The sequence below is a fragment of the Nonomuraea sp. NPDC026600 genome (assembly GCF_040638335.1).
GTDB lineage: Bacteria > Actinomycetota > Actinomycetes > Streptosporangiales > Streptosporangiaceae > Nonomuraea.
In genome coordinates, this window is record NZ_JBEZYD010000032.1 from 45822 (window position 1) to 70407 (window position 24586).

At 70.4% G+C, this 24586-nt stretch carries 30 protein-coding genes; 21 read left to right on the plus strand and 9 right to left on the minus strand.

Features of this window, described 5'->3' with window-relative positions:
- The first annotated feature begins 19 nt into the window (after positions 1-19).
- The 3 genes from AB0F17_RS47800 (at position 20) to AB0F17_RS47810 (ending at position 1572) form a co-directional block, all read left to right on the plus strand.
- Positions 20-766 (plus strand): GAF and ANTAR domain-containing protein, encoded by a 747-nt coding sequence (locus AB0F17_RS47800; RefSeq protein ID WP_358037681.1) that lies wholly within the window; start codon positions 20-22, stop codon positions 764-766.
- Positions 767-941: 175 nt separating this feature from the next.
- Entirely contained in the window at positions 942-1265 is a 324-nt protein-coding gene (locus tag AB0F17_RS47805; RefSeq protein WP_358037684.1) for a DUF6355 family natural product biosynthesis protein, read from the plus strand.
- Between the two features lie 13 nt (positions 1266-1278).
- Positions 1279-1572 carry a DUF6355 family natural product biosynthesis protein gene (locus AB0F17_RS47810; RefSeq protein ID WP_358037687.1) on the plus strand — a complete coding sequence of 98 codons (294 nt, stop codon included), beginning with the start codon at positions 1279-1281 and terminating at the stop codon, positions 1570-1572.
- Between the two features lie 14 nt (positions 1573-1586).
- Here the strand turns inward: AB0F17_RS47810 and AB0F17_RS47815 are convergent, their stop codons facing one another.
- Positions 1587-2426 carry a zinc-binding dehydrogenase gene (locus tag AB0F17_RS47815; protein WP_358037690.1) on the minus strand — a complete coding sequence of 280 codons (840 nt, stop codon included), beginning with the start codon at positions 2424-2426 and terminating at the stop codon, positions 1587-1589.
- 95 nt (positions 2427-2521) lie between these two features.
- On the opposite strand from AB0F17_RS47815, the gene AB0F17_RS47820 reads away from it, so the two are divergent.
- Positions 2522-3316 (plus strand): alpha/beta hydrolase, encoded by a 795-nt coding sequence (locus tag AB0F17_RS47820; RefSeq protein ID WP_358037693.1) that lies wholly within the window; start codon positions 2522-2524, stop codon positions 3314-3316.
- Positions 3313-3759: a YdeI/OmpD-associated family protein gene (locus tag AB0F17_RS47825; RefSeq protein ID WP_358037695.1), complete on the plus strand. Its 447-nt coding sequence runs from the start codon at positions 3313-3315 to the stop codon at positions 3757-3759. The genes AB0F17_RS47820 and AB0F17_RS47825 overlap by 4 nt, the downstream gene beginning before the upstream one ends.
- A gap of 125 nt (positions 3760-3884) precedes the next feature.
- On the opposite strand, the gene AB0F17_RS47830 is transcribed toward AB0F17_RS47825, so the two are convergent.
- A complete protein-coding gene (locus tag AB0F17_RS47830; RefSeq protein ID WP_358037698.1) occupies positions 3885-4361 on the minus strand; it encodes an Lrp/AsnC family transcriptional regulator in 477 nt (158 codons plus the stop codon).
- 69 nt (positions 4362-4430) lie between these two features.
- Here AB0F17_RS47830 and AB0F17_RS47835 point away from each other — a divergent pair, with 69 nt between their 5' ends.
- Both AB0F17_RS47835 and AB0F17_RS47840 read left to right on the plus strand, forming a co-directional pair.
- Positions 4431-4904: a hypothetical protein gene (locus AB0F17_RS47835; protein ID WP_358037701.1), complete on the plus strand. Its 474-nt coding sequence runs from the start codon at positions 4431-4433 to the stop codon at positions 4902-4904.
- Positions 4897-5268 carry a nuclear transport factor 2 family protein gene (locus tag AB0F17_RS47840; protein WP_358037704.1) on the plus strand — a complete coding sequence of 124 codons (372 nt, stop codon included), beginning with the start codon at positions 4897-4899 and terminating at the stop codon, positions 5266-5268. The genes AB0F17_RS47835 and AB0F17_RS47840 overlap by 8 nt, the downstream gene beginning before the upstream one ends.
- A gap of 75 nt (positions 5269-5343) precedes the next feature.
- On the opposite strand, the gene AB0F17_RS47845 is transcribed toward AB0F17_RS47840, so the two are convergent.
- Entirely contained in the window at positions 5344-6519 is a 1176-nt protein-coding gene (locus AB0F17_RS47845; RefSeq protein WP_358037707.1) for a cytochrome P450, read from the minus strand.
- 47 nt (positions 6520-6566) lie between these two features.
- On the opposite strand from AB0F17_RS47845, the gene AB0F17_RS47850 reads away from it, so the two are divergent.
- Positions 6567-7124 carry a TetR family transcriptional regulator gene (locus tag AB0F17_RS47850; RefSeq protein WP_358037710.1) on the plus strand — a complete coding sequence of 186 codons (558 nt, stop codon included), beginning with the start codon at positions 6567-6569 and terminating at the stop codon, positions 7122-7124.
- Positions 7125-7168: 44 nt separating this feature from the next.
- Positions 7169-8710, plus strand: coding sequence for an alpha/beta fold hydrolase (locus AB0F17_RS47855; RefSeq protein ID WP_358037713.1), 1542 nt, complete (start codon positions 7169-7171; stop codon positions 8708-8710).
- Between the two features lie 46 nt (positions 8711-8756).
- Here AB0F17_RS47855 and AB0F17_RS47860 read toward each other — a convergent pair whose 3' ends face one another.
- Positions 8757-9506, minus strand: a complete 750-nt coding sequence (locus tag AB0F17_RS47860; RefSeq protein WP_358037716.1) for an SRPBCC domain-containing protein — start codon at positions 9504-9506, stop codon at positions 8757-8759.
- 216 nt (positions 9507-9722) lie between these two features.
- On the opposite strand from AB0F17_RS47860, the gene AB0F17_RS47865 reads away from it, so the two are divergent.
- From AB0F17_RS47865 to AB0F17_RS47880, 4 genes are all read left to right on the plus strand, one after another.
- Complete coding sequence (locus AB0F17_RS47865) at positions 9723-10307, plus strand: hypothetical protein (RefSeq protein WP_358037719.1); 585 nt, start codon at positions 9723-9725, stop codon at positions 10305-10307.
- Between the two features lie 63 nt (positions 10308-10370).
- The gene (locus tag AB0F17_RS47870; protein ID WP_358037722.1) at positions 10371-11513 is read left to right on the plus strand and encodes a histidine kinase; all 1143 of its coding nucleotides are present in this window, start codon (positions 10371-10373) and stop codon (positions 11511-11513) included.
- Positions 11510-12181, plus strand: coding sequence for a response regulator transcription factor (locus tag AB0F17_RS47875; RefSeq protein WP_358037725.1), 672 nt, complete (start codon positions 11510-11512; stop codon positions 12179-12181). The genes AB0F17_RS47870 and AB0F17_RS47875 overlap by 4 nt, the downstream gene beginning before the upstream one ends.
- A 123-nt stretch (positions 12182-12304) precedes the next feature.
- Positions 12305-12517 carry a hypothetical protein gene (locus AB0F17_RS47880; protein ID WP_214643926.1) on the plus strand — a complete coding sequence of 71 codons (213 nt, stop codon included), beginning with the start codon at positions 12305-12307 and terminating at the stop codon, positions 12515-12517.
- A 64-nt stretch (positions 12518-12581) separates the two neighbouring features.
- On the opposite strand, the gene AB0F17_RS47885 is transcribed toward AB0F17_RS47880, so the two are convergent.
- The gene (locus AB0F17_RS47885) at positions 12582-13214 is read right to left on the minus strand and encodes a TetR/AcrR family transcriptional regulator (protein ID WP_358037729.1); all 633 of its coding nucleotides are present in this window, start codon (positions 13212-13214) and stop codon (positions 12582-12584) included.
- A gap of 45 nt (positions 13215-13259) precedes the next feature.
- Here AB0F17_RS47885 and AB0F17_RS47890 point away from each other — a divergent pair, with 45 nt between their 5' ends.
- From AB0F17_RS47890 to AB0F17_RS47905, 4 genes are all read left to right on the plus strand, one after another.
- The gene (locus AB0F17_RS47890; protein ID WP_358037732.1) at positions 13260-14198 is read left to right on the plus strand and encodes a beta-ketoacyl-ACP synthase III; all 939 of its coding nucleotides are present in this window, start codon (positions 13260-13262) and stop codon (positions 14196-14198) included.
- Positions 14199-14324: 126 nt separating this feature from the next.
- Positions 14325-14660, plus strand: coding sequence for an antibiotic biosynthesis monooxygenase (locus AB0F17_RS47895; protein ID WP_358037735.1), 336 nt, complete (start codon positions 14325-14327; stop codon positions 14658-14660).
- 225 nt (positions 14661-14885) lie between these two features.
- The gene (locus AB0F17_RS47900) at positions 14886-15194 is read left to right on the plus strand and encodes a metalloregulator ArsR/SmtB family transcription factor (RefSeq protein WP_358037738.1); all 309 of its coding nucleotides are present in this window, start codon (positions 14886-14888) and stop codon (positions 15192-15194) included.
- Entirely contained in the window at positions 15163-15552 is a 390-nt protein-coding gene (locus tag AB0F17_RS47905) for a VOC family protein (protein ID WP_358037741.1), read from the plus strand. The genes AB0F17_RS47900 and AB0F17_RS47905 overlap by 32 nt, the downstream gene beginning before the upstream one ends.
- Here AB0F17_RS47905 and AB0F17_RS47910 read toward each other — a convergent pair.
- Together AB0F17_RS47910 and AB0F17_RS47915 are read right to left on the minus strand one after the other, a co-directional pair.
- Positions 15549-16202 (minus strand): response regulator transcription factor, encoded by a 654-nt coding sequence (locus AB0F17_RS47910; protein ID WP_358037744.1) that lies wholly within the window; start codon positions 16200-16202, stop codon positions 15549-15551. The genes AB0F17_RS47905 and AB0F17_RS47910 overlap by 4 nt on opposite strands.
- Positions 16199-17383 carry a histidine kinase gene (locus AB0F17_RS47915; protein ID WP_358037747.1) on the minus strand — a complete coding sequence of 395 codons (1185 nt, stop codon included), beginning with the start codon at positions 17381-17383 and terminating at the stop codon, positions 16199-16201. Before AB0F17_RS47915 ends, AB0F17_RS47910 begins: the two co-directional genes overlap by 4 nt.
- 171 nt (positions 17384-17554) lie before the next feature.
- On the opposite strand from AB0F17_RS47915, the gene AB0F17_RS47920 reads away from it, so the two are divergent.
- Positions 17555-17953 (plus strand): hypothetical protein, encoded by a 399-nt coding sequence (locus tag AB0F17_RS47920; protein WP_358037750.1) that lies wholly within the window; start codon positions 17555-17557, stop codon positions 17951-17953.
- Positions 17953-19488, plus strand: coding sequence for a multicopper oxidase domain-containing protein (locus AB0F17_RS47925; RefSeq protein ID WP_358037753.1), 1536 nt, complete (start codon positions 17953-17955; stop codon positions 19486-19488). The genes AB0F17_RS47920 and AB0F17_RS47925 overlap by 1 nt, the downstream gene beginning before the upstream one ends.
- Before the next feature lie 30 nt (positions 19489-19518).
- Here AB0F17_RS47925 and AB0F17_RS47930 read toward each other — a convergent pair whose 3' ends face one another.
- On the minus strand, positions 19519-20121 hold the full coding sequence (locus AB0F17_RS47930; RefSeq protein WP_358037756.1) for a TetR family transcriptional regulator: 603 nt from the start codon (positions 20119-20121) through the stop codon (positions 19519-19521).
- 58 nt (positions 20122-20179) lie between these two features.
- Between AB0F17_RS47930 and AB0F17_RS47935 the strand changes: the two genes are divergently transcribed.
- Both AB0F17_RS47935 and AB0F17_RS47940 read left to right on the plus strand, forming a co-directional pair.
- Entirely contained in the window at positions 20180-21436 is a 1257-nt protein-coding gene (locus AB0F17_RS47935) for an NAD(P)/FAD-dependent oxidoreductase (RefSeq protein WP_358037759.1), read from the plus strand.
- Positions 21437-21494: 58 nt separating this feature from the next.
- Positions 21495-24362, plus strand: coding sequence for a BTAD domain-containing putative transcriptional regulator (locus AB0F17_RS47940; protein WP_358037762.1), 2868 nt, complete (start codon positions 21495-21497; stop codon positions 24360-24362).
- Here the strand turns inward: AB0F17_RS47940 and AB0F17_RS47945 are convergent.
- Positions 24284-24481, minus strand: a complete 198-nt coding sequence (locus AB0F17_RS47945; protein ID WP_358037765.1) for an FAD-dependent monooxygenase — start codon at positions 24479-24481, stop codon at positions 24284-24286. The genes AB0F17_RS47940 and AB0F17_RS47945 overlap by 79 nt on opposite strands.
- Positions 24482-24586 lie beyond the last annotated feature (105 nt).

Sequence of the window (24586 nt, forward strand, 5' to 3'; positions counted from 1 at the left end):
AGGGCAGTTCACGGGCGAGATGGCAGACTCCCCGATGGACGCGAAGAGCGTCGCCGCAACGCTTCGTGAGCTGTCCGCCGTCATGCACGGCGCCGAGGACCTCGGCATGGCGCTGCGTCACCTCGCCGACCTCGCCGCCGCCATGCCGGGGCGGCCCATGGCGGGCGTGACCCTGCGCCAGGACGGGCGCGTACAGACCGTCGCCTCCTCCGCGGCGCACGTCAGGGTGTTCGACGAGATCCAGTACCGCGGCGGCCAGGGCCCCTGCCTCGACGCCATGGCGACCGGTGAGCCCGTCCTCGCCACCGATCTCGCCACCGAGACGCGGTGGAGCGACTATCCGCCGCGGATGCTCGCTCACGGGGTCAGGAGCGTACATTCCGAGCCGTTGCGGGTCGAAGGCGTGTGGCTGGGCGCGCTGAACCTCTACTCCCGCCGGCCCGGCGCCCTCGTCCACGAGGCCAGGCGGGCCGCCCGCCTGACCGCCGAGCACATCGGACTCCTCCTCGACGCGGCCCTGCGCTCGGCCCGCCAGATCGAGCTGGCCACGCAGCTCCGCGAGGCCCTCGGCACACGCGCGATCATCGACCAGGCGCTCGGCATCCTCATGGGCGAACACCACTGGACCGCCCACGACGCCTTCGACCTGCTGCGCCAGATCTCCCAGCAGCAGAACCGGAAGGTACGCGAGGTGTCCTCCGACCTCATCCAGTCGGTGAGCGGCCATCCCCCGGAGAGCCTGCACTTCGACGACCCGCCGTACTAAGTGCCCGGGGAATCCGCCGTCCGGGTCTGGTCATCGGTGGAGTGACTCCGGCCGAGTCCGTCCGAGTCCGTCCGCACCCCTGTTGGACACCCGGACCACGGGCTTTGCTGGCTAGCACCGCGGCGACCTGGCGAAATAGCCGCCGCGGTTCAAGACCAAGGAGGAACTCATATCCATGAAACGCCTGACGTCACACGTACGACGCGCAGCCGCCGGCATCGCCATCGCCGGCACGCTGACTGCTCTTCCGGTGGCCCTTCCCCTCGCTCAGGCACATGCTGACGGCTGCGGCTTCAAGGTGGAGGGAGTTCGCACCGTCTACTACCACTGCGACAGCCGCACGAACGTGTGGATCCACATCAACTTCACTACCCAGACGAACGAGCCGGATCTATGCGTCCCTCCCGGACGCACCGACATCGGCCACGTCTTCATCGTCAAGAACGCCTGGTACGCCGGCCAGACCTGTGACAAGCCCGGCGACATCCGCTGGCCGTGACAAGGAGAATCACATGCTCGGCAAGCTGGTAACGGCGACGGTCGCCGCGTCCGTCCTCCTGGCCACGATCGCGACCTCCGCGGTGACGGCCTCACCCGCTCACGCAGACGACTTCTGCGGCTTTGTGCCTGGCACGACCGGGCTCGGGCAACATCCGCCGTACTACGTGCACTGCGATGCGAACACCCGCGTCTGGGTACGGGTGCTGGTGGCCGCAGCCGAAGACTACGACCTGTGCGCGGGTCCCGGCCAGAACGTACTGCACTCCATGGCTCATTACGCCTACTACAAGGGGGCGCTCTGCTGAACTTATTCGGGCACTCACATTCGTTCGATTTCGAGTAGGAGCTTGCCGGTCGTGCGGCCGGACTCGATGCGGCGGTGCGCCTCCGCGGCCTGCTCCAGCCGCAGCGACTCGACCTGCACCCGCAACTCCCCGCTCGCGGCCGCGGCCACCGCCCGGTGCAGCGCCCGGCCCGCCTCCGTGGGGAAGGCGGCGGAGAACGCGGCCAGGTTGAATCCGGAAACCGTGCTGGTACGGCGGGCCGCACCTCCGACCATGTCCACCACGACGTCGAACCGACCGGCCTCGGCCACCTGCTCGCGCAGGACGACCTCGTCGTAGCCGAACGCCCTGGCTTTCTCGATCTTGGCGGGGCTGCCCACGGTGCCCACCACGCGGCCCGCGCCCAGCAACCGGGCGGCCTGGCCGAGCTGGCTGCCCACGCCTCCGGCGGCGGCGTGCACGAGCACGTTCTCCCCCGGTTCGATGCGGGCCACCCGGTCGAGCACGAGCAACGCGGTGGTGCTGTTGGACGGCAGCGCCGCCGCGATGCCCAGCCCGAGGTCGTAGCCGTCCAGCGGGGACACCAGCTCGGCGGAGGTCGTCACCACCTCGGCGTAGCCGCCGCTGCCGACGATCGTCAGCGCGCGGGCGACCGCGTCCAGCACGGCGTCGGAGACCTTGATGTCGCGTCCTTGCTCCAGCCAGGTGTACCAGGACACCCCGACACCGGCGAGCACGGCCACCTCTTCCCGGCGCAGTCCGGGAGTACGGCGGCGCCCCGCGGTGGGCATGCCGACGGCGGCGGGTGTGAGGGCCTCCCGCTTGGCACGCAGGAACTCTTTGAGCTGATCACGGCGGCGTTGGCTGGCGGTCACGAACTCACCCTAAACGCTGCCGGATAAGCCCAGGTCGAAGCTTGACAAAAATAATTGTCGGTGAGAGGCTGCAACCACCTGAAAAGGAGACGGACATGGACAAGGTCACTTCCAAGGACGGCACCCAGATCGCCTATGACCGCATCGGTCAGGGCCCGGCTGTCATCCTCGTCGACGGCGCGCTCTGCCACCGCGCGGCCGGGCCGAACCCGGCGCTGGCCAAGGAGCTGGCCCGCGGCTTCACCGCCTACACCTACGACCGCCGTGGCCGCGGCGCCAGCGGCGACACCGCGCCGTTCGCCCCCGAGCGCGAGATCGAGGACCTCGCCGCGATGGTGGAGAAGGCGGGCGGCACCCCCTTCCTGTTCGGCATCTCGTCGGGTGCGGCCCTGGCCATGGCGGCCGTCGAGAGCGGGCTGCCGGTGTCGAAGGTGGCCGTCTACGAGGCTCCGTTCGTGGTCGACGACACCCGGCCGCCGATCCCGGACGACTACGTGCGGCAGATCGACGAGATGGTGGCCACCGGCCGCCGGGGCCAGGCGGTCGGCTACTTCATGCGCAAGGGCGTCAACCTGCCCGGCGCGATCGTCTTCATGATGCGCTTCATGCCCGCCTGGTCCGGCATCAAGGCCGTCGTCCACACGCTGCCGTACGACGTCGCGTTCGTGGCCGAGTACGAGCACGGCAAGCCGCTCCCCGCCGCCCCCTGGGCCTCGGTCAAGATCCCGGCCCTGGTGATCGACGGCGGCAAGAGCCCGGCGTGGATCCGCAACGCCATGCGGGCCTGGGCCGGCGTGCTGCCCAACGCCGAGCACCGCACGCTCGACGGCCAGACGCACATCGTCAAGGCCACGGCCCTGGCGCCGGTTCTGGAAGGGTTCTTCGTATGAGGTTCCGCGCCGTCGTCCAGCTGAACGGCAAGACCGCCACGGGCATCGAAGTCCCCGCCGAAGTGGTCGAGGGCCTCGGCGGGAGCAAGCGGCCCGCCGTCAACGTCACGATCAACGGGTACGGCTACCGCAGCACGGTCGCCTCCATGAGCGGCCGCTACATGCTGCCGATCAGCGCCGAGAACCGGCAGGGCGCGGGTGTGGCCGCGGGCGACGAGATAGAGGTCGCGCTGGAGCTCGACACCGCGCCCCGAGAGGTGGCGGTGCCCGCCGACCTGGCTGCGGCGCTCGACGACGCCCCCGAGGCCAAGCGCTTCTTCGACGGGCTGTCGTACTCACGCAGACTCCGCTATGTGCTGCAGGTCGAGGGCGTCAAGAAGGCCGAGACCAGGCAGCGGCGCGTCGCGGACACCATCACCAGGCTCGCCAACGGTGAGGCCTGATCGCACTTTTGCGGGTGAAGTGGCGTCTTGCCGAGCAAGTGGGCATATACCGACGACATGCAGAGCCTGCTCGAACGCATCCCCTCAGACACCTGACCGTTCCAAAAACTGAGCGGGGGTCCCGTCTAGTGGGGCTGACCGGCCTCGATGGTGACGGGCCGTTCGAAGACCGTACGCAGGACGACCGTGGAGTTGGTGTGTGAGATGGCGGGGATCGCGCGAATACGGTCGAGCGCGTCGGCCAGTTCGACGGTGGTGCCCACCCTGACCTTGATCAGGTAGCAGTCCTCGCCTGCCACCTCGTGCACCTCCAGTACGCACGGCTCCCGTTCCAGGGCCGCGTTGACCTCCGCTTTGGCCCCGGGCTCGGAGTTGAAGCGCAGGGCGACGAACGCGGCCGTGCCCGCGCCGACCTCCGCCGGGTCGACGGTCGCGCGGAAGCCGGTGACCACTCCGTCCCGGGAGAGCTTGTCCAACCGGTCGCGTACAGAGGGTTCGGACAGCCCCACGAGCGCGGCGAGCGCGCGGACCGTCTTGCGTCCGTCGCGGGAGAGCTCCGACAGCAGGACGCGGTTGATGGCGTCCAAGGGCTGCACAGACACGGGATCCTCCGATAGCCTCTAGATATAAGGAGCATATCCGATAAAACCTCATTAACTAAGGAGACTTACGTGCATCCGCCGTCGCCTGATCTTCCGTACCAACCGCGCAGCGTGCGTTTCCTGCGCCGGGCCGAGCTGGGTGACTGGGTGGTCAAGCTGTACTCGATCGCGCCGCACGGGCAGCCTGCCCGCACGGAAGTCGCCGAGGCCGCGTTGCGCGCCGCCCGTGAGGTGCTCCCCGCGCCCGCCGTCGCGACCGACCGGTACGGTGTCGGATTCGTCATCGCCCATGACGCGCCCCAACTCTGCTACGCGCTGGTCTGCTGGTGGGCCGAGAAGAACGAGGTCCACCAGAGGATCCTGTCCGCGCCAGCCGACCGGCCGGAGCACCTCGCGCCGCACCCGAGCGAGGCGGCCGGGTGCGTGTGGGAGCTGAGCGTCACCGACTTCGAGCGCCGCGCCTGGATCACGCACGTCCTCGCCAACCCCGGCGGTCCGGACCTGGACGCCTACCTCGCACAGGAGTACAACGACGATGTCTGAGACGCGCCCGCGTGAATGTCTGGAACGCTTCGCCGACGCCTGGGCCAGGCGCGACGTTGGCGGACTGCTGGAGCTGATGACCGAGGACGCGGTCTACGCCGCGTCCGTCGGCCCCGAGCCGGGTCGCACCTTCCGCGGTCATGCCGAGCTGGCCGACGGCTTCCGTGCCATGTTCGAGCACGATGCCGGTGCGGTCATCGAGCAGGGCGAGCCGCTCATGAACGGCGAATGGGCCGTGTGCACCTGGACGTACCACCTCGTCGCCGATGACGACTCGCCGTACTGCGAGTACGGCATCGACCTGTGGCGCTTCCGCGATGGGAAGATCTGCCTCAAGGACGCCTACCGCAAGACCCGCGGCTGACCCTCTGCACGCCCCAACTGTGCCACACCGTGCCGTTGACCTGCGACTTCAGGATGGAACGACCTCTATGAGGGCTCACCACTTCACGGGCAGCGAGACGAGACCCGACGTCAGCGTGTCGGTCTGCACCCGGAGCTCCTCGACGGGCACCGCCAGCCGCATCCCCGGAAAACGCGGGATGAGCTGGGCGAACACCGCCTGCAGCTCGATCCGGGCGAGCGGCGCCCCGATGCAGTAGTGAGCGCCGTACCCGAACGAGACGTGACCCGCCGCCTGCCGGGTGACGTCGAACCGCTCCGGATCCGCGAACACCTTCTCATCGTAGTTGGCGACGCCGATGTCCAGCAGGACCAGCTCGCCCGCCCTGACCGTGGCGCCGGCCACCTCCAGGTCGACGCGGGCGTACCGGGGGATGCCACCGGTGCCGTTCACCTGGGGCGCCCGCATGATCTCCTCGATCGCCCCGGTGAGCAGGCCGGGCTCGGCCAGCAGCGCCTCCCACTGCCCGGAGTTGGCCAGCAGGAACAGCGCGCCCATGCCGATCTGCACGACCGTGGTCTCGTGACCGGCGAACAGCAGGCTCATGCTCAGCATCGCGATCTCGTCCTCGTCCGTGTCCGGCACCGCGAGGAGCCGGGAGATCACGTCGTCGCCCGGTTCGTGCCGCTTGCGCCCGACGAGCCGCTTGCCGTACTCGTACAGGTCGGTCAGACCCTGCATCGAGTGGGCATGGTCGGCGGTGTTGCCCGCCGCCTGCGTCCAGGCGCGGAACTGGTCGCGATCCTCGTACGGCACGCCGAGCAGCTCGCAGATGACCAGGATCGGCAGCGGCAACGCCAGCGCCTGGTGGAGATCGGCCGGTGAGCCCTGTTGCTCCAGCTGGTCGAGCAGCTCGGTGGTCAGCTCCTCCACCCGAGGGCGGAAAGCCCGCATGCGTTTCGGCGAGAAGTGCGGCTGGAGCAGCGTCCGCATCCTGGCGTGATCCTCGCGCTCGGTGTCGAAGTCGCCCATCGGCCCACCGAACAGCGCGGACTCGCCGATGCGCGCGGCCTTCTCCGGCTGGGGGTGCGAGCGGCCGAGCCGGTCGTCGTCGAGCAGGCGGCGCACCTCCTCATAGCCGGTCACCAGCCAGGCATCGTCGCCCGTCTGCGTGTGAACGCGATGCACCGGTCCCTCGGCCTGGAGCCCGCGCAGCAGCGGGGCCGGCCGGAGTAGCTCGGGCTGGTCGAAGGGAAGCTTGTTTACTGGCATGTGTACAACGGTATTTGTAGACTGGAGAGTAAACAAGAGGAGCGCGCATGGAAACCGTCCGGCGAATGCCCCGAGCCGAGCGCCGGGAGCAGATCCTCGACGCCGCGACGCGCGCCTTCGCGGGCAGCGGCTACACGGCCACCGGCCTCGACGACGTGGCCGCCGAGGCCGGCGTGAGCCGGGTGATCCTCTACCGGCACTTCGAGTCGAAGACCGATCTCTATCGGGCGGTGCTCGACCGGGCGTGCGCGCATCTCGCCCAGCGGGTGGGGGACGCGGGCTTCACCGACCAGACGATCCCGGCGCTCATGCGGGCGGCCGAGGCGGACCCCGACGGGTTCAGGCTGCTGTTCCGGTACGCGGCCCGCGAGCCGGAGTTCCGCGACCTCGTCGACGACTTCTCCAGGGAGTCCGTCCAGATCGCCCGCGAACATCTGGCCGCCAGGATCGCCGACCGGCAGTGGGCGGACTGGGCGGCGCGGCTGGTGTTCGCGGTGGCCATCGAAGGGGTCATCGCGTGGCTGGACGCCGGACGGCCCGATCCCGGCACGGCCGCCGAGCGCGTCTCCCGGGCCATCCACGGCGTCATCGAAGCAGCCTCCTGAGCGGAAACAGCCAGGAAACCACCGCTGCGTTACACCTGTTCCGCATGACCTACCGAACATCACTCACGGCACTGGCGCTGGCGCTGGTGGGGCTGGTGGCGCATCCTTCCGCGGCAGGCGCCACCGCTGATGCCGCCGCACCGTCCGTGCAGTGGAAATCCTGCCCGGCCTACTCCGATGAGGTGATCCGGAGCCTGGGCGTGGCGGAGGAGCGGGTTCCGGACTTCCGCACCCTGATGAAGCGCCTGGAGTGCGGGACGGTCAGCGTCCCGCTGAACCACCGCGACCCCGCCGGGCGGAAGATCGACATCGCGGTCACCCGGCTGGCCGCCACGGACAAAACCCATCGCCTCGGCGCCACCGCCGTCTTACCGGGAGGGCCGGGCGGCAGCGGATACCTGGACCCGGTCCTGCGGGTCGTGCTCAGGAACGAGGAGATGGCCAAGCTCAACGAGCGATACGACATCATCGGCCTCGACCCGCGCGGGGTGGGCTACAGCACCAAGGTCGCCTGCCCCATCTCGCCAGGAGGCCCTCAGGAGCCGGGCACGCTGACCAAGGAGGCGGCCAGGAAGATCTACGACGCCCAGGTCGCCGCCAACCAGAAGTGCGGAAACTCCGACCCCGCCTTCCTCGGGCAGCTCACCACCGACAACGTGGCCAAGGACCTGGACCTGGTGCGGACCTCACTGGGTGAGCGCAAGCTCAACCTGCTCGGCTTCTCCTGGGGCACCTATCTGGGCATGGTGTACCGCAGCCTGTTCCCCGAGCACACCGGACGGTCCTTCCTGGACAGCGTGGCGCCGCCGTGGACCCGTTTCGACAAGCACATCGAGGACAGCGCGGAGGCGACCGAGCGCAACTTCGGGCGCATGGCCGCCTGGCTGGCCCGCCGCGATGAGATCTACGGTCTCGGCGCCACCGCCCGGCAGGTGCGCGAGGAAGTGGCGAAGCTGGTCCGCGCGTACGACGAGAGCCCCAAGACCTACACCGACCTGCAGCGGCCCATCGACGGATCGGCCGTCGCCGATCTGGCCAGGCGCAACTCGACCGAGTGGGCGCGCGCGGGCAAGGCGCTGGCCGAACTGCGGACGGCGACGGGCACCACCGCCCCGCCCACCGTCAAGGAGCTGCTCGGCGCTTCGATGATGGTGACGCCCGTTCCCGGCGCGCCCGAAATGCAGAACATGACCATGAACTTGGCGGTCGCCTGCAACGAGGACAGCAGCCGGGCCGGTTTCGACACCGCCTGGCGTACCTACCAGCAGCTCGTGAAGCGCCATCCGGCGACCGGCCGGGCCTGGGGGCTGGTTTCCCTGTGTTCCGGCTGGCCGCTGCCGGTGCAGCAGGCCACGTTGAAGCGGAGCCGCGGGTCACTGGTGCTGGCGGGGCATCTGTACGAGTTCATGTCCGTCTACGACTGGACGCTTCAGACGCGGCGCGCCATCGGCGGCACCGTCTACACGGTCGCCGACGACGTGCACGTGTCGACCACCCGGATACCTGAGTGCGCCGCCGACGTGGTGCGCTACTTCGAGACGGGCCGGATCGACAGAGGCTGCGCGGGCAGCCCCATCCCGAGCTGACCACGGGTTCCCGGGCCCGGCAGCCCAACCGGGCCCGGACATCCTCCTAAGCGAAGGTCTTCGCCAGCCAGCCCTGCCAGGACTGCTCCAGCGCCTGCCCATCGATGTCGGTGTAGGCGTGGTGCTCGACCACGACTGTGCCCTGCCCGTGGATGAACATGTAGAGCCCGTCCGTGGTCCGCACCCCGATGAACGCACCCGGATCGGTGACCCACTCCACGACGCCCTCCTCCGGTGCGACCCCGTCAAGCGTGACCGTGACCCGGTCGCCCGCGGTGATGCCGCCGGTCAGGCCGAGCACGTCCTGGAAGGCGGCCCAGGCCTGAGCGTGCGACGCCTGCGGGCCCCAGAGCATGAGGTTGTGCGTCGAGATCCGGCCGCGGAAGTGCTTGAGGTAGGCGGCCAGCTTGTTGAGGTATTGGAGGTCGCCGATCTTCAGCGCGTCGTACTCGGACTCCCAGTCGTCGCCGAGGAAGCCGTTGTGCACGAAGCGGAGCACCGTGCTGCCGCGCTCACGGCCTTCGATGAGGTATTCGAAGGCCATGAACGTGCCGTCTTCGGGGTTCTCGTCACCGCGGTAGGCCAGCCGTTTGCCCGGCTCCCACGCGGTGACGGTCGAGCCCATGGTGAAGTCGCCGCCGAAGGTCTGTGAGCCTCTGCCGCCCTCGCGGGGCTCCAGTTCGCTATGGCCCATGAACCAGGAGTCGATGCCCGGCCCTTCGGCGATCGCCTGCCAGACCTCCTCCGGTGAGGCGTCCAGCTCGATCTCGTGACTTACCTCGAACTCGTGCGGCATGACTGGCTCCTCGGTGGATGTCTCTTCCGTGTCATCGACCCTTCCACCGACAATAAGACTTGTCAAGCACTCCATGATTGTCGGCGCGATCGCCCTCGCGGGCGACCGGACTCCCTCTTGGGAGGGAGGCCGAGGATCGCCCGTCGTGGCGATCCCTTTCGAGCGGAGAAATCCGAGAATTGGCTGCATATCCCCCACCTCCGAGGAGAACCGGCCATGAAGAATCGCACCGCGCTCATCGCCGCCCCGCTGCTCGTCCTGGCCTACGGCGTGCTCAGAATCGCCGACGGTCTCGACGGCGTCCGCGGTCCCGGCGTGGCCTGGACCGTCGGACACCTAGCCTTTCTTGGCGCTTTGGCGCTATTCGTCCCGATATTTTGGGAAATGCGGAGCATGCTGGGGCGGTCGGCGCTCGCCACCACGGCCCTGGTCGGGGGCGTCGTCGGGATCGGCTGCGCGGCCGCCCAGTTCACGATCGACATCGTCGTCGGCTTCCTGGCGGCCGACCATGACGCGATGAGCTCGATGTTCACGCAGGTACAGGCGGTGCCGGGCGTGTCGGTGGTCGTCTACAGCGCTGGCCCGATCCTGTTCTACGTCGCCCAGCTCGCCTTCGCCGGCCTGCTCGCCGGGCACCGGATGGTCAAGGCCTGGGTGCCGGTCGCGGTGCTGGCCGAGATCGTGCTGTCGGCGGTCGACAAGGACCTCATCCCGGTGGGCGCGGTCCTGCTGTTCGTCTCGTTCCTGCCGCTGATGGGCCGCCGCACCCCGGTGGCGCGGCACACCCCCGCTCACGCGTGAGAGCCCTCCGGTAAAAGTGCGGAAAGATGAGGCACTGTGTCCGACTTGTCGCTTATTGACATCGTGCGGCGAAGGATCCGGGCGCTCCCTCCCCTCTGGGTGGACGGCGCGCTCACCGCGGTGATCCTGATCGCCCAGCTCTGGCCGCTGCTGTCCAATGACGAGCGCACTAGCCAACCCTGGGACTGGTGGGGGTACCTGGTGGTGATCCTCGCGTCACTGCCGCTGATCTGGCGGCGGCGGGCGCCGATCACCGTACTGACTGCCAGCCTGTGCACGGGCGCCCTCTACGATCTCGCCGACCATGTCGCGCGCCAGCCCATCTGGTACGGCGGGATGGTCGCGCTCTACACGGTCGCCGCCTACTCCGGGACCTGGCAGCGGATCACCGTGTTCGCCATGACCATCGCCGGTGGCCTGCTCCTGGTCGGCTCGTCGGAGACCGCGCTGCGCGGGACCGTGCTGTTCGTCGCCGCGTACGCCATCGGCAGGGCCACGGCCACCTCCCGCGCCCACGCCGCCGCACTGGAGGAACGGGCCGAACGGCTGGAAAGGGAGCGACAGGTGGAAGCGGAACGCGCCGCCGAACACGAGCGCGCCAGGATCGCCCGCGACATGCACGACATCCTCGCCCACGCGGTCAGCCTCATGGTCGTCCAGGCCGAGGCGGGGCCCGTGGTGGTCAGGAGCAACCCGGCCCGGGCGGAGGCCGCCTTCGACGCGATCGCCGCGGCGGGGCGGGACGCGATGATGCAGCTCCGCCGGATGCTGGGCGTGCTGAAGGACGAGGAGGCGCCGCGCGCGCCCCAGCCCACCATCGACGACCTGCCCGCCCTGGCGGACCAGGTCTCGCATACGGGGCTCCGGGTGGGGTTCGCCTCGGTCGGCCGGCCGCGTCCCGTCTCGCCCGACTGCGCCGTCGCCGCGTACCGGGTCACGCAGGAAGCGCTCACCAACATCGTCAAGCACGCCGGCGCGAACCACGCGAACATCCGGCTCACCTGGGAGGACGACACCTTGCTGCTCGACATCACCGACGACGGCCGGGGCCGCGCGCTCGACGGGCGCGGGCTGCCTTCGGGCGGGCACGGGCTGATCGGCATCCGGGAGCGCGCCGCCGCCTGCGGGGGCACCGCCGCGGCCGGTCGCCGCACGGACGGGCCGGGCTTCCAGGTGTCGGTACGACTCCCGCTGGCCCAGGCATGACCGGCCCGGATGTGTCCCCGAGCATCCGGGTCGTGGTCGCCGACGATCAGGAGCTGGTCCGGGGCGGGTTCGCGATGATCCTCGACGCTCAGCCGGACATCGACGTGGTCGCCGAGGCGGGCGACGGGGTGCAAGCGATCGCCGCGGTCCGCGCGCACGAGGCGGACGTGCTGCTGCTCGACATCCGCATGCCCAGGATGGACGGCATCGAGGCCGCCAAGATCGTGTGCGCGGAGACGGACTGCCGGGTGCTCATGCTCACCACGTTCGACCACGACGACTACATCTATGACGCGCTGCGGGCGGGCGCCAGCGGGTTCCTGCTCAAGGATGTGCGCCGTGATGACCTGGTCAACGCCGTACGGGTGGTCGCGGAGGGGGAATCGCTGCTGGCGCCGACGGTGACCAGGAGGTTGATCTCCGAGTTCACCTCCCGGCCGGCTGCCCGGCCCACCGGGGCGCTGGACGTACTGACCGCCAGAGAGCGCGAGACGCTGCAGCTCATCGCGCGCGGGCTGTCGAACGCGGAGATCGCGCAGGCCATGGTGGTCAGCGAGCACACCGTGAAGACGCACGTCAGCAATCTGCTCGCCAAACTCGGGCTGCGCGACAGGGTACAGGCGGTGATCACCGCCTACGAATCGGGCCTCACGGTGCCTGGTGCGTAATACGTGGCCGGACGGGGTAGGCGGGGACGTATTCGACCGACGAACCGGGAACGGCCCTAACAGTGGATGAAACACCCTTCCAGGTGATGCAATGGGCCGACCCGCTATCACCGAGGAGGCCCGTTGAGAGACAACCTCGACCTCGCCGCGAGCGCCCAGCAACTGGCCGACGCCGCACCGGCGGGCTCGCTGGACCGCGCGGCGGCCGCGTCCGTGGCCATCACGCTGGCCACCACGCGCGACGTCTTCCAGGCAAGGCAGACGCTCGACGGACTCGCACCGCAGGACGTACGCCAGGCGGCGCTGACACTCTTCGAGGAGCTCTCGGCGAGCTGACCAGACCGACCCCCATGCCGACGCCGCACCCAGCAGGGACGCGCGGCCTCTTAAACGCGCCGTCTTACGCACCGCCGGCTGGCGAAATGGCGGCCGGCGAAATGCCGAGACGAGCCCGTACGGCCCGGCGCGCCCAGGTGACGGCCTGGCGGTCGCCGTGCAGTTGCAGGGTGTGGTTCAGCGACATGACCAGGCCGTGCAGCTCGAACACCAGTTGTTCGGCATCGGTGCCGCCCGGCAGGTTCCCTGCGGCCACGGCCCGCCGCGTCTCCTTGAGCAGCCGCGCCCGCCAGGTGTCGAACCGGGCCTCCACCGCGTCGCGCACCGCCCCCGCGCGCCCGTCGAACTCGTGGGCCGCGGCGACGAAGAAGCAGCCGCCGGGAAAGACCCCGCGCTCCAGGTAGGAGATCCACGCCTCGCAGAGCGCCCGCAGCCGCGGCATTCCGGGCTCGATCCGTACGACGGGCTCCCAGACCTCCGCGCGGAAGACCTCGCCCGCCCGCTCCAGCACCGCCAGTTGCAACGCCTCTTTTGAACCGAAGTGCCCGAGCACACCGGACTTGCTCATGCCGAGCTCGGTCGCGAGGCGGCCGATGGTCAGCCCTTCCAGCCCGGCGACGGAGGCGATGCCGACCGAGCGGTCGAGGATGGCGGAGCGGGTGCCGAGGGCCTCCGCCACGGATCTGCGCGGGCTCATCGGGCCATTTTAGCGTCCGAACGGTCGGTTGCTATAGTCCGGCCCATGAACGGATCACGCATCGTCGCCACCGGCCACTACCAACCCGCCAAAGTACTGACCAACGACGACCTCGCCGCCATGGTCGACACCTCCGACGAGTGGATCGCCAAGCGGGTCGGGATCCGTACCAGGCACATGGCCGGGCCGGAGGAGGGCGTGACCGAGCTGGCCGGGCACGCGGCGGCCAAGGCGCTGGCGGGCAGCGGGCTGGACGCGTCCGACATCGATCTCGTGCTCGTGGCCACCTGCACCCAGACCGAGCGGGCGCCGAACATCGCCTCCCGCGTCGCGGCCAAGCTCGGCGTGCCGGACGCGGCCGTCATGGACCTGGGCGTCTCGTGCTCCGGTTTCACCCACGCGCTGGCCATGGCCGACCACACGATCAAGGCCGGGGCCGCCACGCACGCGCTGGTCGTCGGTGTGGACAAGATGACGGCCGTGACCGACTGGACCGACCGTACGACGTGCGTACTGACCGGCGACGGCGCCGGGGCGGCGGTGCTGAGCGCGGCGGTGGAGCCGGAGATCGGGCCCGTCGTATGGGGTTCGGCCCCCGAACTGGGCAGTGCGGTGCGGATCGGCGGCACGCCCACCCGGTTCGCCCAGGACGGCCAGACCGTCTACCGCTGGGCCACCACGCGGCTGCCGGACATCGCCCGGCGCGCGTGCGAGCGTGGCGGCGTCAAGCCGGAGGAGCTGGCGGCCGTGGTGCTGCACCAGGCGAACCTGCGGATCATCGAGCCGATCGCGCAGAAGCTGGGCGCGGTCAACGCGATCGTGGCCCGTGACGTGGTCGAATCGGGCAACACCTCGGCCGCGAGCGTCCCGCTGGCGCTGTCGAAGCTGCTGGAGCGGGGTGAGGTGCGGCGGGGGGCGCCGATGCTGCTCTTCGGGTTCGGCGGGAACCTGTCGTACGCGGGCATGATCGTCCGCTGTCCCTGAGCAGGGACGGGGTCCGGGCGCGGAGGCCGTCTGGACGCGCAACGCGGTGCGCGACCGGCTTCGCGCACCCAGATCGCGAAGCGTCGCGCGCTGACGCTAGCGTTGGAGGGGAAGAGAGGGGTTCCGTTGTCAGTCGTGAAGATCAACGTCCTGACCGTGCCGACGGAGATGCGGGAGGAGCTGGAGCGACGCTTCTCCAACCGGGCGGGCATGGTGGAGTCGGCCGACGGGTTCGAGTGGTTCGAGCTGCTCAGGCCGGTCGAGGGCACCGACCAGTACCTGGTCTACACCCGCTGGCGCAGCGAGGACGACTTCCAGACGTGGCAGCAAGGTCAGGCCTTCCAGCGCGGGCACGCGCAGGCCGGGGCCGCCCAGGGGCATGGCCACGGCCAGGGGCCCGCCGCGTCCGGATCGCAGATCTGGTCGTTCGAGGTCGTCCAGAGCGCCGGCCCCAAGAGCTGAGCCGCACCTGCACCTGTGGCGTTGATCACGACCTTCTGCCAGGATCCGGTGGCTGCCCGAGGCCCACAGCGAGGCGGCGGCCCAGCATCCGGTCGCTCGCGCCCGATGCGACCGGTCCGACGACGCGCGGCAGGCCGCGCCGAACCCGCGCAGCGGCCCCCGTACGAGGCACGGCAGCACGACTTCAGTTGACATGCAAGTATCTGCTTGCCTATGGTGCGGCGTGTGGGTGACGTCTTCAAGGCCTTGGCCGATTCCACGCGCCGGACGATCCTCGACGAGCTGACCGACCGCGACGGCCAGACGCTCTTCGAGATCTGCGCCCGGCTGGCCACCAAGCATGGGCTCGGTTCGTCGCGGCAGGCGGTCTCCCAGCATCTCGACGTCCTCGAGGCGGCCGGCCTGGTCGAGACCAGGCGCGAGGGCCGGTACAAGTTCCACTACATCAACACCAGCCCGCTCGAACCGATCATCGAGCGGTGGCTCGGGAAAGGGGACCGACATGAGAATCAACCTGGCGAGCGTGCTCGTTGACGACCAGGCGAAGGCGCTGCGCTTCTACACCGAGGTGCTGGGGTTCGTGAAGAAGCACGACGTCCCGCTCGGCGAGCACCGGTGGCTGACCGTGGTGTCCCCGCAGGACCCGGACGGCACCGAGCTGGTGCTCGAACCCAGCAGCCACCCGGCGGTGCAGCCGTTCAAGGAGGCGCTCGTCGCCGACGGCATCCCGTACACCTCGTTCGCCGTCGACGACGTCAAGGCCGAGTACGAGCGGCTCCGCGGCCTCGGCGTGCGCTTCACCCAGGAGCCCGCCGACATGGGGCCGGTGACCACCGCCGTGCTCGACGACACCTGCGGCAACCTGCTCCAGATCGCCCACCAGGCCGGCTAGCCGCTCCCCGCCAGGCCGCTCTGGTAGGCGATGATGGCCAGTTGGGTGCGGTCGCGGGCGGGGAGCTTGGTGAGCAGCCTGCTGACGTAGGTGCGCGCGGTCTCGGGGCTGATGAACAGCTCGGCGGCGATCTCCTGGTTGTTCAGGCCGCGCCCGATCGCGGCCAGGACCTCGCGTTCGCGGCCGGACAGGCGTTCGACCAGCTCCGGTCTGGTTCGCGGGTGCGCCGAGGCGGCGGCGCGCATGACCTTCTCGGTGATCGACGGCGCGAGGAGCGATTGGCCGCCGGCCACGAGACGGATGGCGTCGCGCAGGTCCTGTGGCTGGATGTCCTTCAGGAGGTATCCGGAGGCGCCCGAGCGGATCGCGTCCAGGACGTTCTCGTCCTCGTCGAACGTGGTGAGCACGATGATCCGGACGCCGTCGAGGCCGGGGTCGTCGAGGATGCGCCTGGTGGCGGTGATGCCGTTGAGCACGGGCATGCGGATGTCCATGAGCACGATGTCGGGCCGGTGCTCGCGTACCGAGTCGACCGCGCTCTGGCCGTCGCCGGCCTGGGCCACGACGGTGATGTCGCCGTCGTGTTCGGCCAGCGCGCGCAGGCCCGAGCGCAGCAGCGGCTCGTCCTCGGCGATGACGATCCTGATCATGTACGGGGCTCCCGGGTCAGCGGCAGCCGGGCGGTCACGGCGGTGCCGGACGTTGACGACCTGCTGGTGCTCAGCGCGCCTCCCAGGAGGGCCGCCCGCTCGCGCATCCCGGCGACGCCGCGCCCGCCCGCGCTCGGCTCGGTCGTCGCCTTGCCGTCGTCGCCGATGGTCAGGTAGAGCGTGTCGTCTTCGATCCTGGTCGTGATGGTGAGCGTGGTCGCGCCGGCGTGCTTGATCACGTTGGTCACAGCCTCCTGGGCGATGCGGTGGGCGGCGGTGGCGATCGTGGGTGGCACGCGCGCCGGGTCGGCGGCCAGTTCGGTGCGCGTGGTGAGGCCGGCCTGCCGGGCGGTCTCGACGATGGTCTGGATGCCTTCCAGCGTATGAGGCGCGCGGTCGTCGCGGCCCGTACGCGCCGGGGAGTGCAGCATGGACACGGTGGCGCGGAGTTCGCGCAGGGATCTCGTGGTGGCGTCGGTCACGTTGGACAGCGATCGGGTCACCGTGTCGTCGTCGCGTCCGACGGCCTCACCGGCGACGTTGGCGTGCACGGTGACGATGGCCAGGGCGTGCCCGATCGTGTCGTGCAGGTCGCGGGCGATGCCGATGCGCTCCTCCTGCATGGCGTGTTCGACGCGGTCGCGTTCTCGCTCGCGTTCCAGGGTGATGATGAGTTCCTGTTGCTCGCGCAGTTGGTGGCGGCTTCGCACGGTTGAGGCAAGTGCGATCGCGCAGCCGATCAGTGCGGCGTTGGTCAGCAGGTCGTAGGACAGGACGTCGCCCGCCTCGTGCTCGTTGACCGCTCGGAAGTAGGCGGACACGGCCAGCAGCACCAGTCCCGCGCTCAGCGGCCATCGGATGTTCCTGCGTTCGGCGGCGAAGTAGAGCGCCGCGGCGGCGGGGGCGGCCATGCCGATCGGTGGATAGCCGTTCATGGCGTAGTAGGTGAAAATGCCGGCGATGGTCGTCGCGAGCACCGCGAGTGGGGCGGCCCGGTGCGCGAGCAGCAGGACGCCGAACCCGCCGGCGAAGGCGTAAGCACCCCACCCGCTGTAGCCGCTGCTCGGGGCGCCGACCGCGATGATGAGCGAGATCGCGAACGCTTGTCCGGAGGCGACGAGGGCCAGGAACACCCCGTCCGGGATGCCGTCGGCGTCCTGGGGTCGTACGTGGTGGAGCATGCGATCCGTCCTGCCCTGATATGTCTCGCCCGTCCCGTCCTAGTCTGTGGCCTGGCGTGCGGCGGGACAGACCGGACCGCGCAGATGTCGCTTCTCGACGTACAAGCGGGCCGCGAAATGACGCTTGAGGGGCGATGCGCGGCGGGACCACGCGTTCGTACGTTCGACCGCATGACATCGAACCAGCAACCTCCGGGGTCCCTTCTTCATTCGCTCAACTGGCTGCTCATCGTCGGCCTGGCGGCCATCGCACTCATCCGGCCGCTGTTCTCCATGGTGGGCCTGTCGGACACGCTCGGAAAGCCGGCCACGCCGATCGTCCTGACGGTCGCGATCTCGCTGGCCTGGGTCCTCATCGTCGGACTGACCCAGGTGCGCAGGCCCGTACTGACGCTCGTGCTCGCCGGTCTCCTCTACGGGGTCGTCGCCGTCGCGACCAGCGGTCTGGCGCTGCGCGGCGGTCCCGCCGTGATCTTCGGCAGCGTGTCCATCCTCATCACCAACCTGCTCTGGGGGGCGGCCTGCGGCCTGCTCGCGGTGCTGCTGCAGCGGCTGCGCGGGGTGCGTTGATGCTGTCCAGACGGGCGCTGTTCCGCCTCGGTGGCGCCGCACTCGTCCTGCCCGCCGGCCTGAGCGCCTGCTCGGGCGGCGATGGAGGGGCGCTGATCGGGGCGGGAGGGGCCAACAGCAGCGAGGAGGGCAGCGGCGGGGCGCTGCTCACCAGCGAGGCGCCTCTTCCTGCCCCGTTCACCGTCGCGCTGGCCGTCCCGCCGGTCCTGCGGCCTGTGCGCAAGGACGCCGGCACCGACTACTACGAGATCACCCAGAAAGCCGCGAAGGTCGAGATCCTGCCCGGGCTGCGGACGGAGATCTGGGGATACGAGGGCATCTTCCCCGGGCCGACCATCGTGTCACGCCGCGGCCGCCGCACGGTGGTCACCCACCGCAACGAGCTGCCGGTCCCGGTCGCCGTACACCTGCACGGCGGCAGGACCGCCCCGGAACACGACGGCTATCCGACCGACGTGATCCTCCCCGAAGACGGGGGCAGGGAGTACGTGTACGCGATGGAGCAGCGCGCCGCGACCCTGTGGTACCACGATCACCGGATGGACTTCACCGGCCCTCAGGTCTATCGCGGCCTGGCGGGATTCCACCTGATCCAGGACGACGCCGAGGAGGCGCTGGGCCTGCCCAGCGGCAAGCGCGACATCCCCCTGATGATCCTCGACCGGTCGTTCGCCGCCGACGGGAGCTTCCGCTATCCGTCCGTCGATCCGACCCTGATGAAGACCCCGGGCGTCACCGGCCCGTACATGAGCGGCGTGCTCGGAGACTGCATCCTGGTCAACGGCACTCCCTGGCCCGTCCTGGACGTCTCCACCGCCCGGTACCGGTTCCGGCTCCTCAACGCCTCCAACGCCCGCCGCTACCGGCTGCGCCTCGACGGCGGCCCCGGCTTCATCCAGATCGGCAGCGACCACGGCCTGCTGCCCGCACCGATCAAGCACGAGACGCTCGATATCGCCCAGGCCGAACGCTTCGACGTCGTCGTCGACTTCTCCGGCCACCGCGTCGGCGACGAGATCACGCTCGTCAACGACCACGGCAGCGGCGGCACCGCTCAGGTGATGCGCTTCCGGGTGACCCGCCAGGAGAGCGACGACAGTGTCGTACCGGATCGGCTGGCCGACGTCGAGACGCTCTCGGACGCCGATGTCACCGTCGAGAGGGAGTTCACCTTCGCCCGCGGCGGGGCCCACGCGCACGGCATGACGCTGTCGACGGTGAACGGCAAGCCGTTCGACCCTGAGACCATCGTGGCCCGGCCTGAACTCGGCGCCACCGAACGATGGATCATCCGCTCGCAGAACGTCGAGCACCCCATCCACATCCACCTCGCCCCGTTCCAGGTCGTGGGCAAGGACGGCAACGACGACCCCGGGCCGTTCAACCACGGGTGGAAGGACACCGTGAACCTCGACAGCGGCGGGCGGGCCGAGATCCTCATCCGGTTCGACGGCTACCGGGGAAAGTACGTCTTCCACTGCCACAACCTGGAGCACGAGGACATGATGATGATGGCCAACTTCGAGGTCGTCTGAACCCCCATACGTCCGCTGACCGCTCCAGCCTCACGGAGCCGGAACGTCGCGCAGGTGGTCGGCCAGCCGCTCCAGTTGCTCGGCGTAGTAGTCGCCGAACTCGGGTGAGCCCGGGTCGAGGCCGCAGGCGGCCCGGACGAGCTGCGGGAAGGCGATCCCGGCCGCGGCCATCCCGAACAGCGCCACCATCAGCGCGGCCGGGTCCAGGTCGGCGGGGAACTCCCCGGCCTCCTGGCGGGCGCGCAGGTGCTCCAGGTCGCGGCGCACGTCTTCGGCGAAGGCGGGATCGGGCGGACCGTCGTCGGTGAGCCCCTGCCAGACCATCAGCTTGCCGAAGTCGCGGCGGCTGGAGTTGGCCCGCGCGTAGCCCGCGACGAGCCGGCCCAGCGACGACCCCCGGTCGGCGAACACGCTCTCCTCGCTCTGCCAGCGGGTGTTCAGCGCGCGGAAGAGCCCTTCCTTGCCGCCGAAGTAGTAGGAGATCAGCTGCTTGTTGACCCCGGCCCTGGCCGCGATCTCGCCCACCCGCGCCCCCGCGAACCCCTTGGCCGCGAACTCCTCCAGCGCCGCCTGGAGGATGCGGGCCTTGGTGCGCTCCGGGTCGCGCTGCTTCTCCTCCGGCTCTCGTCTCATGACCGGACACTATCATCCATCCGGATGGTTGACAGAATTATCCATACGGTTGATAGTCATGAACATGACAGAACACATCGCGATCATCGGCGGCGGGGTCGGCGGCCTCTGCCTCGCCCAGGGGCTCCTCAAGGCCGGCAAGCACGTCACCGTCTACGAGCGGGACCGCACCCCGGCCGACCGGGTGCAGGGCTACCGGGTGCACATCGACCCCAACGGCGCCCGCGCCCTCCACGACTGCCTGCCGGCCGCGCTCTGGCAGACGTTCCTCGCCACGACCGGGCAGGGTGGCCAGGACTTCGGCTTCCTCACCGAGCGGCTCGGGACGCTCGCGCTGATCGAGACCGCGCCTGCGGCCGACCCGGTCGACGACCACCACTCGGTGAGCCGCATCACGCTCAGGCAGGTGCTGCTGAGCGGGCTGGAGGAGGTGGTGCGGTTCGGCAAGACGTACGAGCGCTATGAGCGGCTGCCCGACGGGCGTGTCGAGCTGTTCTTCGCCGACGGGTCCAGTGACACGGCCGACATCGTGGTCGCCGCCGACGGCGGCAACTCGCGGGTGCGCAAGCAGTACCTGCCGCACGCCGAGCGGGTCGACACCGGCATCACCACGGTGGCGGGCAAGTTCCCGCTCACCGACGAGACCAGGGCGCTCATCTCCCGGCGGCTCGTCGAGGGGCCGAACATGGTCATCCCGCCCAAGGGCCTCGGCCTGTTCTGCGCCCCGCACGACCTGGGCGACGTGGCGCCGGTCGGCGCCATCGGGGCGACCGAGCAGCAGGGCGCGCTGATGGACAACACCGGCAGCTACATCCTGTGGGCCGTGGGCGCCACCAAGGACCGCTTCCCCGCCGACGTCGCCGAACTACCGGGCGTCCGGCTCAAGCAGGCGGTGGCGCGGATGGTCGAATCCTGGCATCCCGACCTGCGCAAGCTGATCGACCTGTCGGACCCCGACACGGTCTCGCTGCTGCCGATCCGTACCTCGATCCCGATCGAGCCGTGGCCGGCCACCACCATCACGCTGCTCGGCGACGCCATCCACAGCATGACGCCGATGCGCGGCATCGGCGCCAACACCGCGCTGCGCGACGCCCGCCTGCTCTGCCTGGCGCTGACCGGCGGGCGCGACACGGTCGAGGCCATCGCGGGCTACGAGGAGCAGCTGCGCGAGTACGGCTTCGCGGCTGTGCGGGACTCGCTGCGGGCGGCCGAGCAGTTCGTCGGCGAGAGCCGGGCCGCCCGGATCGGCTTCAAGACGTTCCTGCGTACCGTCCAGCGCTTCCCGTCGCTCAAGGCGAAGGTCTTCTCCTGAGCCGGTCGCGCCGTACGGTAGGGGCGAGGACGGGCCGGTGGCCGCTGTTGGAGGATGGATGCGGATCGGGATCCTGGGGCCGCTCCAGGTTGCGGGGGCCGCGGTCGGCGGCGCGCGGGTGCGGGCACTGCTGGTACGGCTGGCGCTCGACCCCGGACGGGTGGTGACGACCGACCGGCTGATCGACGACCTGTGGCCGGGCGAGCCGCCCGAGCATCCGATGGCCGCGCTGCAGTCGCTGGTGTCCAGGGCGCGCAGGGAGGCGCCCGACCTGATCTCCTCCCATCCGAACGGCTACCTGCTCGACGTCCCGGCCGGTGAGGTGGACGCGTGGGCGTTCGAGCGGCTGGCCCGCGCGGGCGACGCGCACGCGGCGCTGACGCTCTGGCGCGGCCCGGCGCTGGCCGGTGTCGATCTGCCCTTCGCCGAGGCCCCGGGCGCGCGGCTGGAGGAGCTGCGGCTGGCGGCACTGGCGACGAGGATCGCGGCGGACCTCGCCGCGGGCGGCGCCATCGTGAGCGGCGACATCGCGGGCGGCGACGTCGTGGCCGAGCTGGAGGAGCTGGTCGCCGAGCACCGGCTGCGCGAGCCGTTCCACGCGCTGCTGATGCGGGCCATGGTGGCGAGCGGGCGGCGGGGAGAGGCGCTGGAGGTCTTCGAGCGGATCAGGGCGGAGCTGGCGGACGAGCTGGGCGTCGATCCGGGAGCCGAGCTGCGCGAAGCGCACCTCGCGGCACTGCGTGACGAGGAGCCGGCGCCGCGGACCAACCTGCCCGCCCGGCTGACCAGCTTCGTCGGGCGCAACGACGACGTCTCCCGGATCCGGACGCTGACGGGCGCCCGGCTGATCACCCTCGTGGGGCCCGGCGGGGCGGGCAAGACCCGGCTGGCCGTCGAGGCCGCCGCGACGCTGCGGGTGCCCGACGGAGTGTGGCTGGTCGAGCTGGCCCCGGCCGCCGGGGTGCGGGCCGCAATGGAAGCCGTGCTCAAGACATCCGATCTGGGCAGAGCGCTGCGTGGCACGTCACCCGTGATCGTGCTGGACAACTGCGAGCACCTGATCGACGAGGCCGCGCGGGTGGCGCAATGGCTGCTGGGCGAGGTGGCCGGGCTGCGGATCATCGCCACCAGCCGGGAGCCGCTGAACATCCCCGGCGAGTCCCTGCACCCCGTGCTCCCGTTGCCGGAGGAGCCCGCCGTGGAGCTGCTCCGCGACCGGGCCGCCGCCGCCCGCCCCGACCTGGTGCTGGCGCCGGCCGAGGCGGCGCGGATCTGCCGCGAGCTCGACGGCATCCCGCTGGCCATCGAGCTGGCCGCCGCCCGGCTGCGCACCATGTCGGTGTCCATGCTGGTCGAGCAGCTCGGCGACCGGCTGGCCTTCCGCGGCAGCCGTACCTCCGAGCCCCGGCACCGCACGCTCCGCGCGGTCATCGACTGGAGCTGGAATCTGCTGTCGGAGGAGGAGCGGGAGCTGCTGCGCGGGCTGTCGGTGTTCTCCGGCGGCGCGACGGCCGAGGCGATCGCCCGGATCTGCGGCGGCGACCTGGACCTGCTCTCCTCGCTGGTCGACAAGTCGCTGATCGCGGTCTCCGGCGACCGCTACACGATGCTGGAGACGATCAGGCAGTACGTCACGGGCGACCTGCCGGAGATCAGGCAGGCCCACGCCCGCTACTACGCCGAGCTGGCCGAGGCCGCCGAGCCGCACCTGCGGACGGGCGAGCAGATCAAGTGGCTGGCGATGCTCGACACCGAACAGGGCAATCTGGACGCGGCGCTCCGGCATTCCGACGACCCGCTCCGGGTCATCCTGCCCAGGCTGTGGCCGTGGATGATGCGCGGGCGGCGGCACGAGATCACCGCGCACGCGACCGCCGTGCTGCGCCGGGTCGGCGAGGTCCCGCCCGAGGGGCGGGAGCTGGCCCACGGGCTCTGCGTGATGGCCGCCATGGGCGCCGCGCCGACCCGGGCGGTCCTGGAGTCGGACCATCCGGCGGCGCTGCACTCGTGGGCGATGGGCAGCGCGCTGGGTCCGCCCCCCGACGTGGTGGCCATCACGGAGGCGGGCGCCGAGCGGCTGCGCGATCATCCCGACACTTGGACCAGGTCGACGGCGCTGCTGGTGGCGGGCATCGTACGGTTCGAGTACGGGACGGTCGCCGGCGCCGAGTCCCTGCTGGAGTCGGCGCTCGACGGCCTGCGCCGGACCGGCGACCGCTGGGGGCAGTGGGCCGCCTACTACTGGCTGTCGCTGGCCGCCGAGAATCGTGGCGACTTCGCCCGCGCGCTGGTCCTGGCCAAGGAGCCGGAGCCGATCGCGGCGGAGCTCGCCGGGCTGGGGGCGCCGCTCGGGCCGATGAGTTTCCTGCTGCGGCTCGGCCAGCTCATGACGCGCTCGGGCGACCACACCGGCGCCGCCACCGCCCTGGAGCGGGCCTGGCAGGCGGCGTTGCGCTCCGAAGACCCGCTGACCATCGCCCGGGTGACGCACGCCAGAGCCGAGCTGGCCAGACGCTCCGGCGATCGGGGCGAGGCGGCCCGGCTGCTGCGCAGCGCCCTGGCGATGGACATCGACGCGCCTCCCCAGTTCAGGGCGTTCATGAACGTCGAGCTGGCCCGCGTGGCTGAGCCGGCCGAGCCGTTGCGCAGGGCGCTGGAGCTCATGGCCACCTGCGAGGACAGGACCGCCCGCGCGACCGTGCTCGAAGGCGTGGCCGAGCACCGCGAGCCCCTGACGGCCGCCGAACTGCTGGGGGCGGCCAGGCTGCTCCGCGGGATCACCGAGTCGGCCGACCCGTTCGTGGTCGCGCTGGCCGCCCGGTGCCGGACGGCACTGGGCGAGCAGCGCTATGAGGAGGCCCTGGTCAGGGGCGCGTCGATGCCGAACCCGGAGAGGTACGCGCTGAGCCCGCTCTCGTCCCCGTGATAGCCGACGTAGCCGTCGGGGCGGACCAGGATGACGCCTTCCTGCCCGCCGCGGCGAGCGAGCTCGATGGCCAGGGTCAGTCCTGTCGGCCCGGAGCCGACGATGAGTACGTGTGTCATGCCGGCCACGATTCGCGCGGATCTCTGTCAGCCGCTGCCACGGGGTTCGAGGGTGACATGGGCGAAACCATGTCTTGACTTAGACGAGACTATTTGCAGGCGCGA

What these genes read in the sequence shown, in the direction of transcription:
- AB0F17_RS47800 (WP_358037681.1), top strand. Translation starts at nt 20, where the DNA reads ATGGCAGACTCCCCGATGGACGCGAAGAGCGTCGCCGCAACGCTTCGT.
- AB0F17_RS47805 (WP_358037684.1), top strand. Translation starts at nt 942, where the DNA reads ATGAAACGCCTGACGTCACACGTACGACGCGCAGCCGCCGGCATCGCC.
- AB0F17_RS47810 (WP_358037687.1), top strand. Translation starts at nt 1,279, where the DNA reads ATGCTCGGCAAGCTGGTAACGGCGACGGTCGCCGCGTCCGTCCTCCTG.
- AB0F17_RS47820 (WP_358037693.1), top strand. Translation starts at nt 2,522, where the DNA reads ATGGACAAGGTCACTTCCAAGGACGGCACCCAGATCGCCTATGACCGC.
- AB0F17_RS47825 (WP_358037695.1), top strand. Translation starts at nt 3,313, where the DNA reads ATGAGGTTCCGCGCCGTCGTCCAGCTGAACGGCAAGACCGCCACGGGC.
- AB0F17_RS47840 (WP_358037704.1), top strand. Translation starts at nt 4,897, where the DNA reads ATGTCTGAGACGCGCCCGCGTGAATGTCTGGAACGCTTCGCCGACGCC.
- AB0F17_RS47845 (WP_358037707.1), bottom strand. Translation starts at nt 6,519, where the DNA reads ATGCCAGTAAACAAGCTTCCCTTCGACCAGCCCGAGCTACTCCGGCCG.
- AB0F17_RS47850 (WP_358037710.1), top strand. Translation starts at nt 6,567, where the DNA reads ATGGAAACCGTCCGGCGAATGCCCCGAGCCGAGCGCCGGGAGCAGATC.
- AB0F17_RS47855 (WP_358037713.1), top strand. Translation starts at nt 7,169, where the DNA reads ATGACCTACCGAACATCACTCACGGCACTGGCGCTGGCGCTGGTGGGG.
- AB0F17_RS47860 (WP_358037716.1), bottom strand. Translation starts at nt 9,506, where the DNA reads ATGCCGCACGAGTTCGAGGTAAGTCACGAGATCGAGCTGGACGCCTCA.
- AB0F17_RS47865 (WP_358037719.1), top strand. Translation starts at nt 9,723, where the DNA reads ATGAAGAATCGCACCGCGCTCATCGCCGCCCCGCTGCTCGTCCTGGCC.
- AB0F17_RS47875 (WP_358037725.1), top strand. Translation starts at nt 11,510, where the DNA reads ATGACCGGCCCGGATGTGTCCCCGAGCATCCGGGTCGTGGTCGCCGAC.
- AB0F17_RS47885 (WP_358037729.1), bottom strand. Translation starts at nt 13,214, where the DNA reads ATGAGCCCGCGCAGATCCGTGGCGGAGGCCCTCGGCACCCGCTCCGCC.
- AB0F17_RS47890 (WP_358037732.1), top strand. Translation starts at nt 13,260, where the DNA reads ATGAACGGATCACGCATCGTCGCCACCGGCCACTACCAACCCGCCAAA.
- AB0F17_RS47905 (WP_358037741.1), top strand. Translation starts at nt 15,163, where the DNA reads ATGAGAATCAACCTGGCGAGCGTGCTCGTTGACGACCAGGCGAAGGCG.
- AB0F17_RS47910 (WP_358037744.1), bottom strand. Translation starts at nt 16,202, where the DNA reads ATGATCAGGATCGTCATCGCCGAGGACGAGCCGCTGCTGCGCTCGGGC.
- AB0F17_RS47915 (WP_358037747.1), bottom strand. Translation starts at nt 17,383, where the DNA reads ATGCTCCACCACGTACGACCCCAGGACGCCGACGGCATCCCGGACGGG.
- AB0F17_RS47920 (WP_358037750.1), top strand. Translation starts at nt 17,555, where the DNA reads ATGACATCGAACCAGCAACCTCCGGGGTCCCTTCTTCATTCGCTCAAC.
- AB0F17_RS47925 (WP_358037753.1), top strand. Translation starts at nt 17,953, where the DNA reads ATGCTGTCCAGACGGGCGCTGTTCCGCCTCGGTGGCGCCGCACTCGTC.
- AB0F17_RS47930 (WP_358037756.1), bottom strand. Translation starts at nt 20,121, where the DNA reads ATGAGACGAGAGCCGGAGGAGAAGCAGCGCGACCCGGAGCGCACCAAG.
- AB0F17_RS47935 (WP_358037759.1), top strand. Translation starts at nt 20,180, where the DNA reads ATGAACATGACAGAACACATCGCGATCATCGGCGGCGGGGTCGGCGGC.
- AB0F17_RS47940 (WP_358037762.1), top strand. Translation starts at nt 21,495, where the DNA reads ATGCGGATCGGGATCCTGGGGCCGCTCCAGGTTGCGGGGGCCGCGGTC.
- AB0F17_RS47945 (WP_358037765.1), bottom strand. Translation starts at nt 24,481, where the DNA reads ATGACACACGTACTCATCGTCGGCTCCGGGCCGACAGGACTGACCCTG.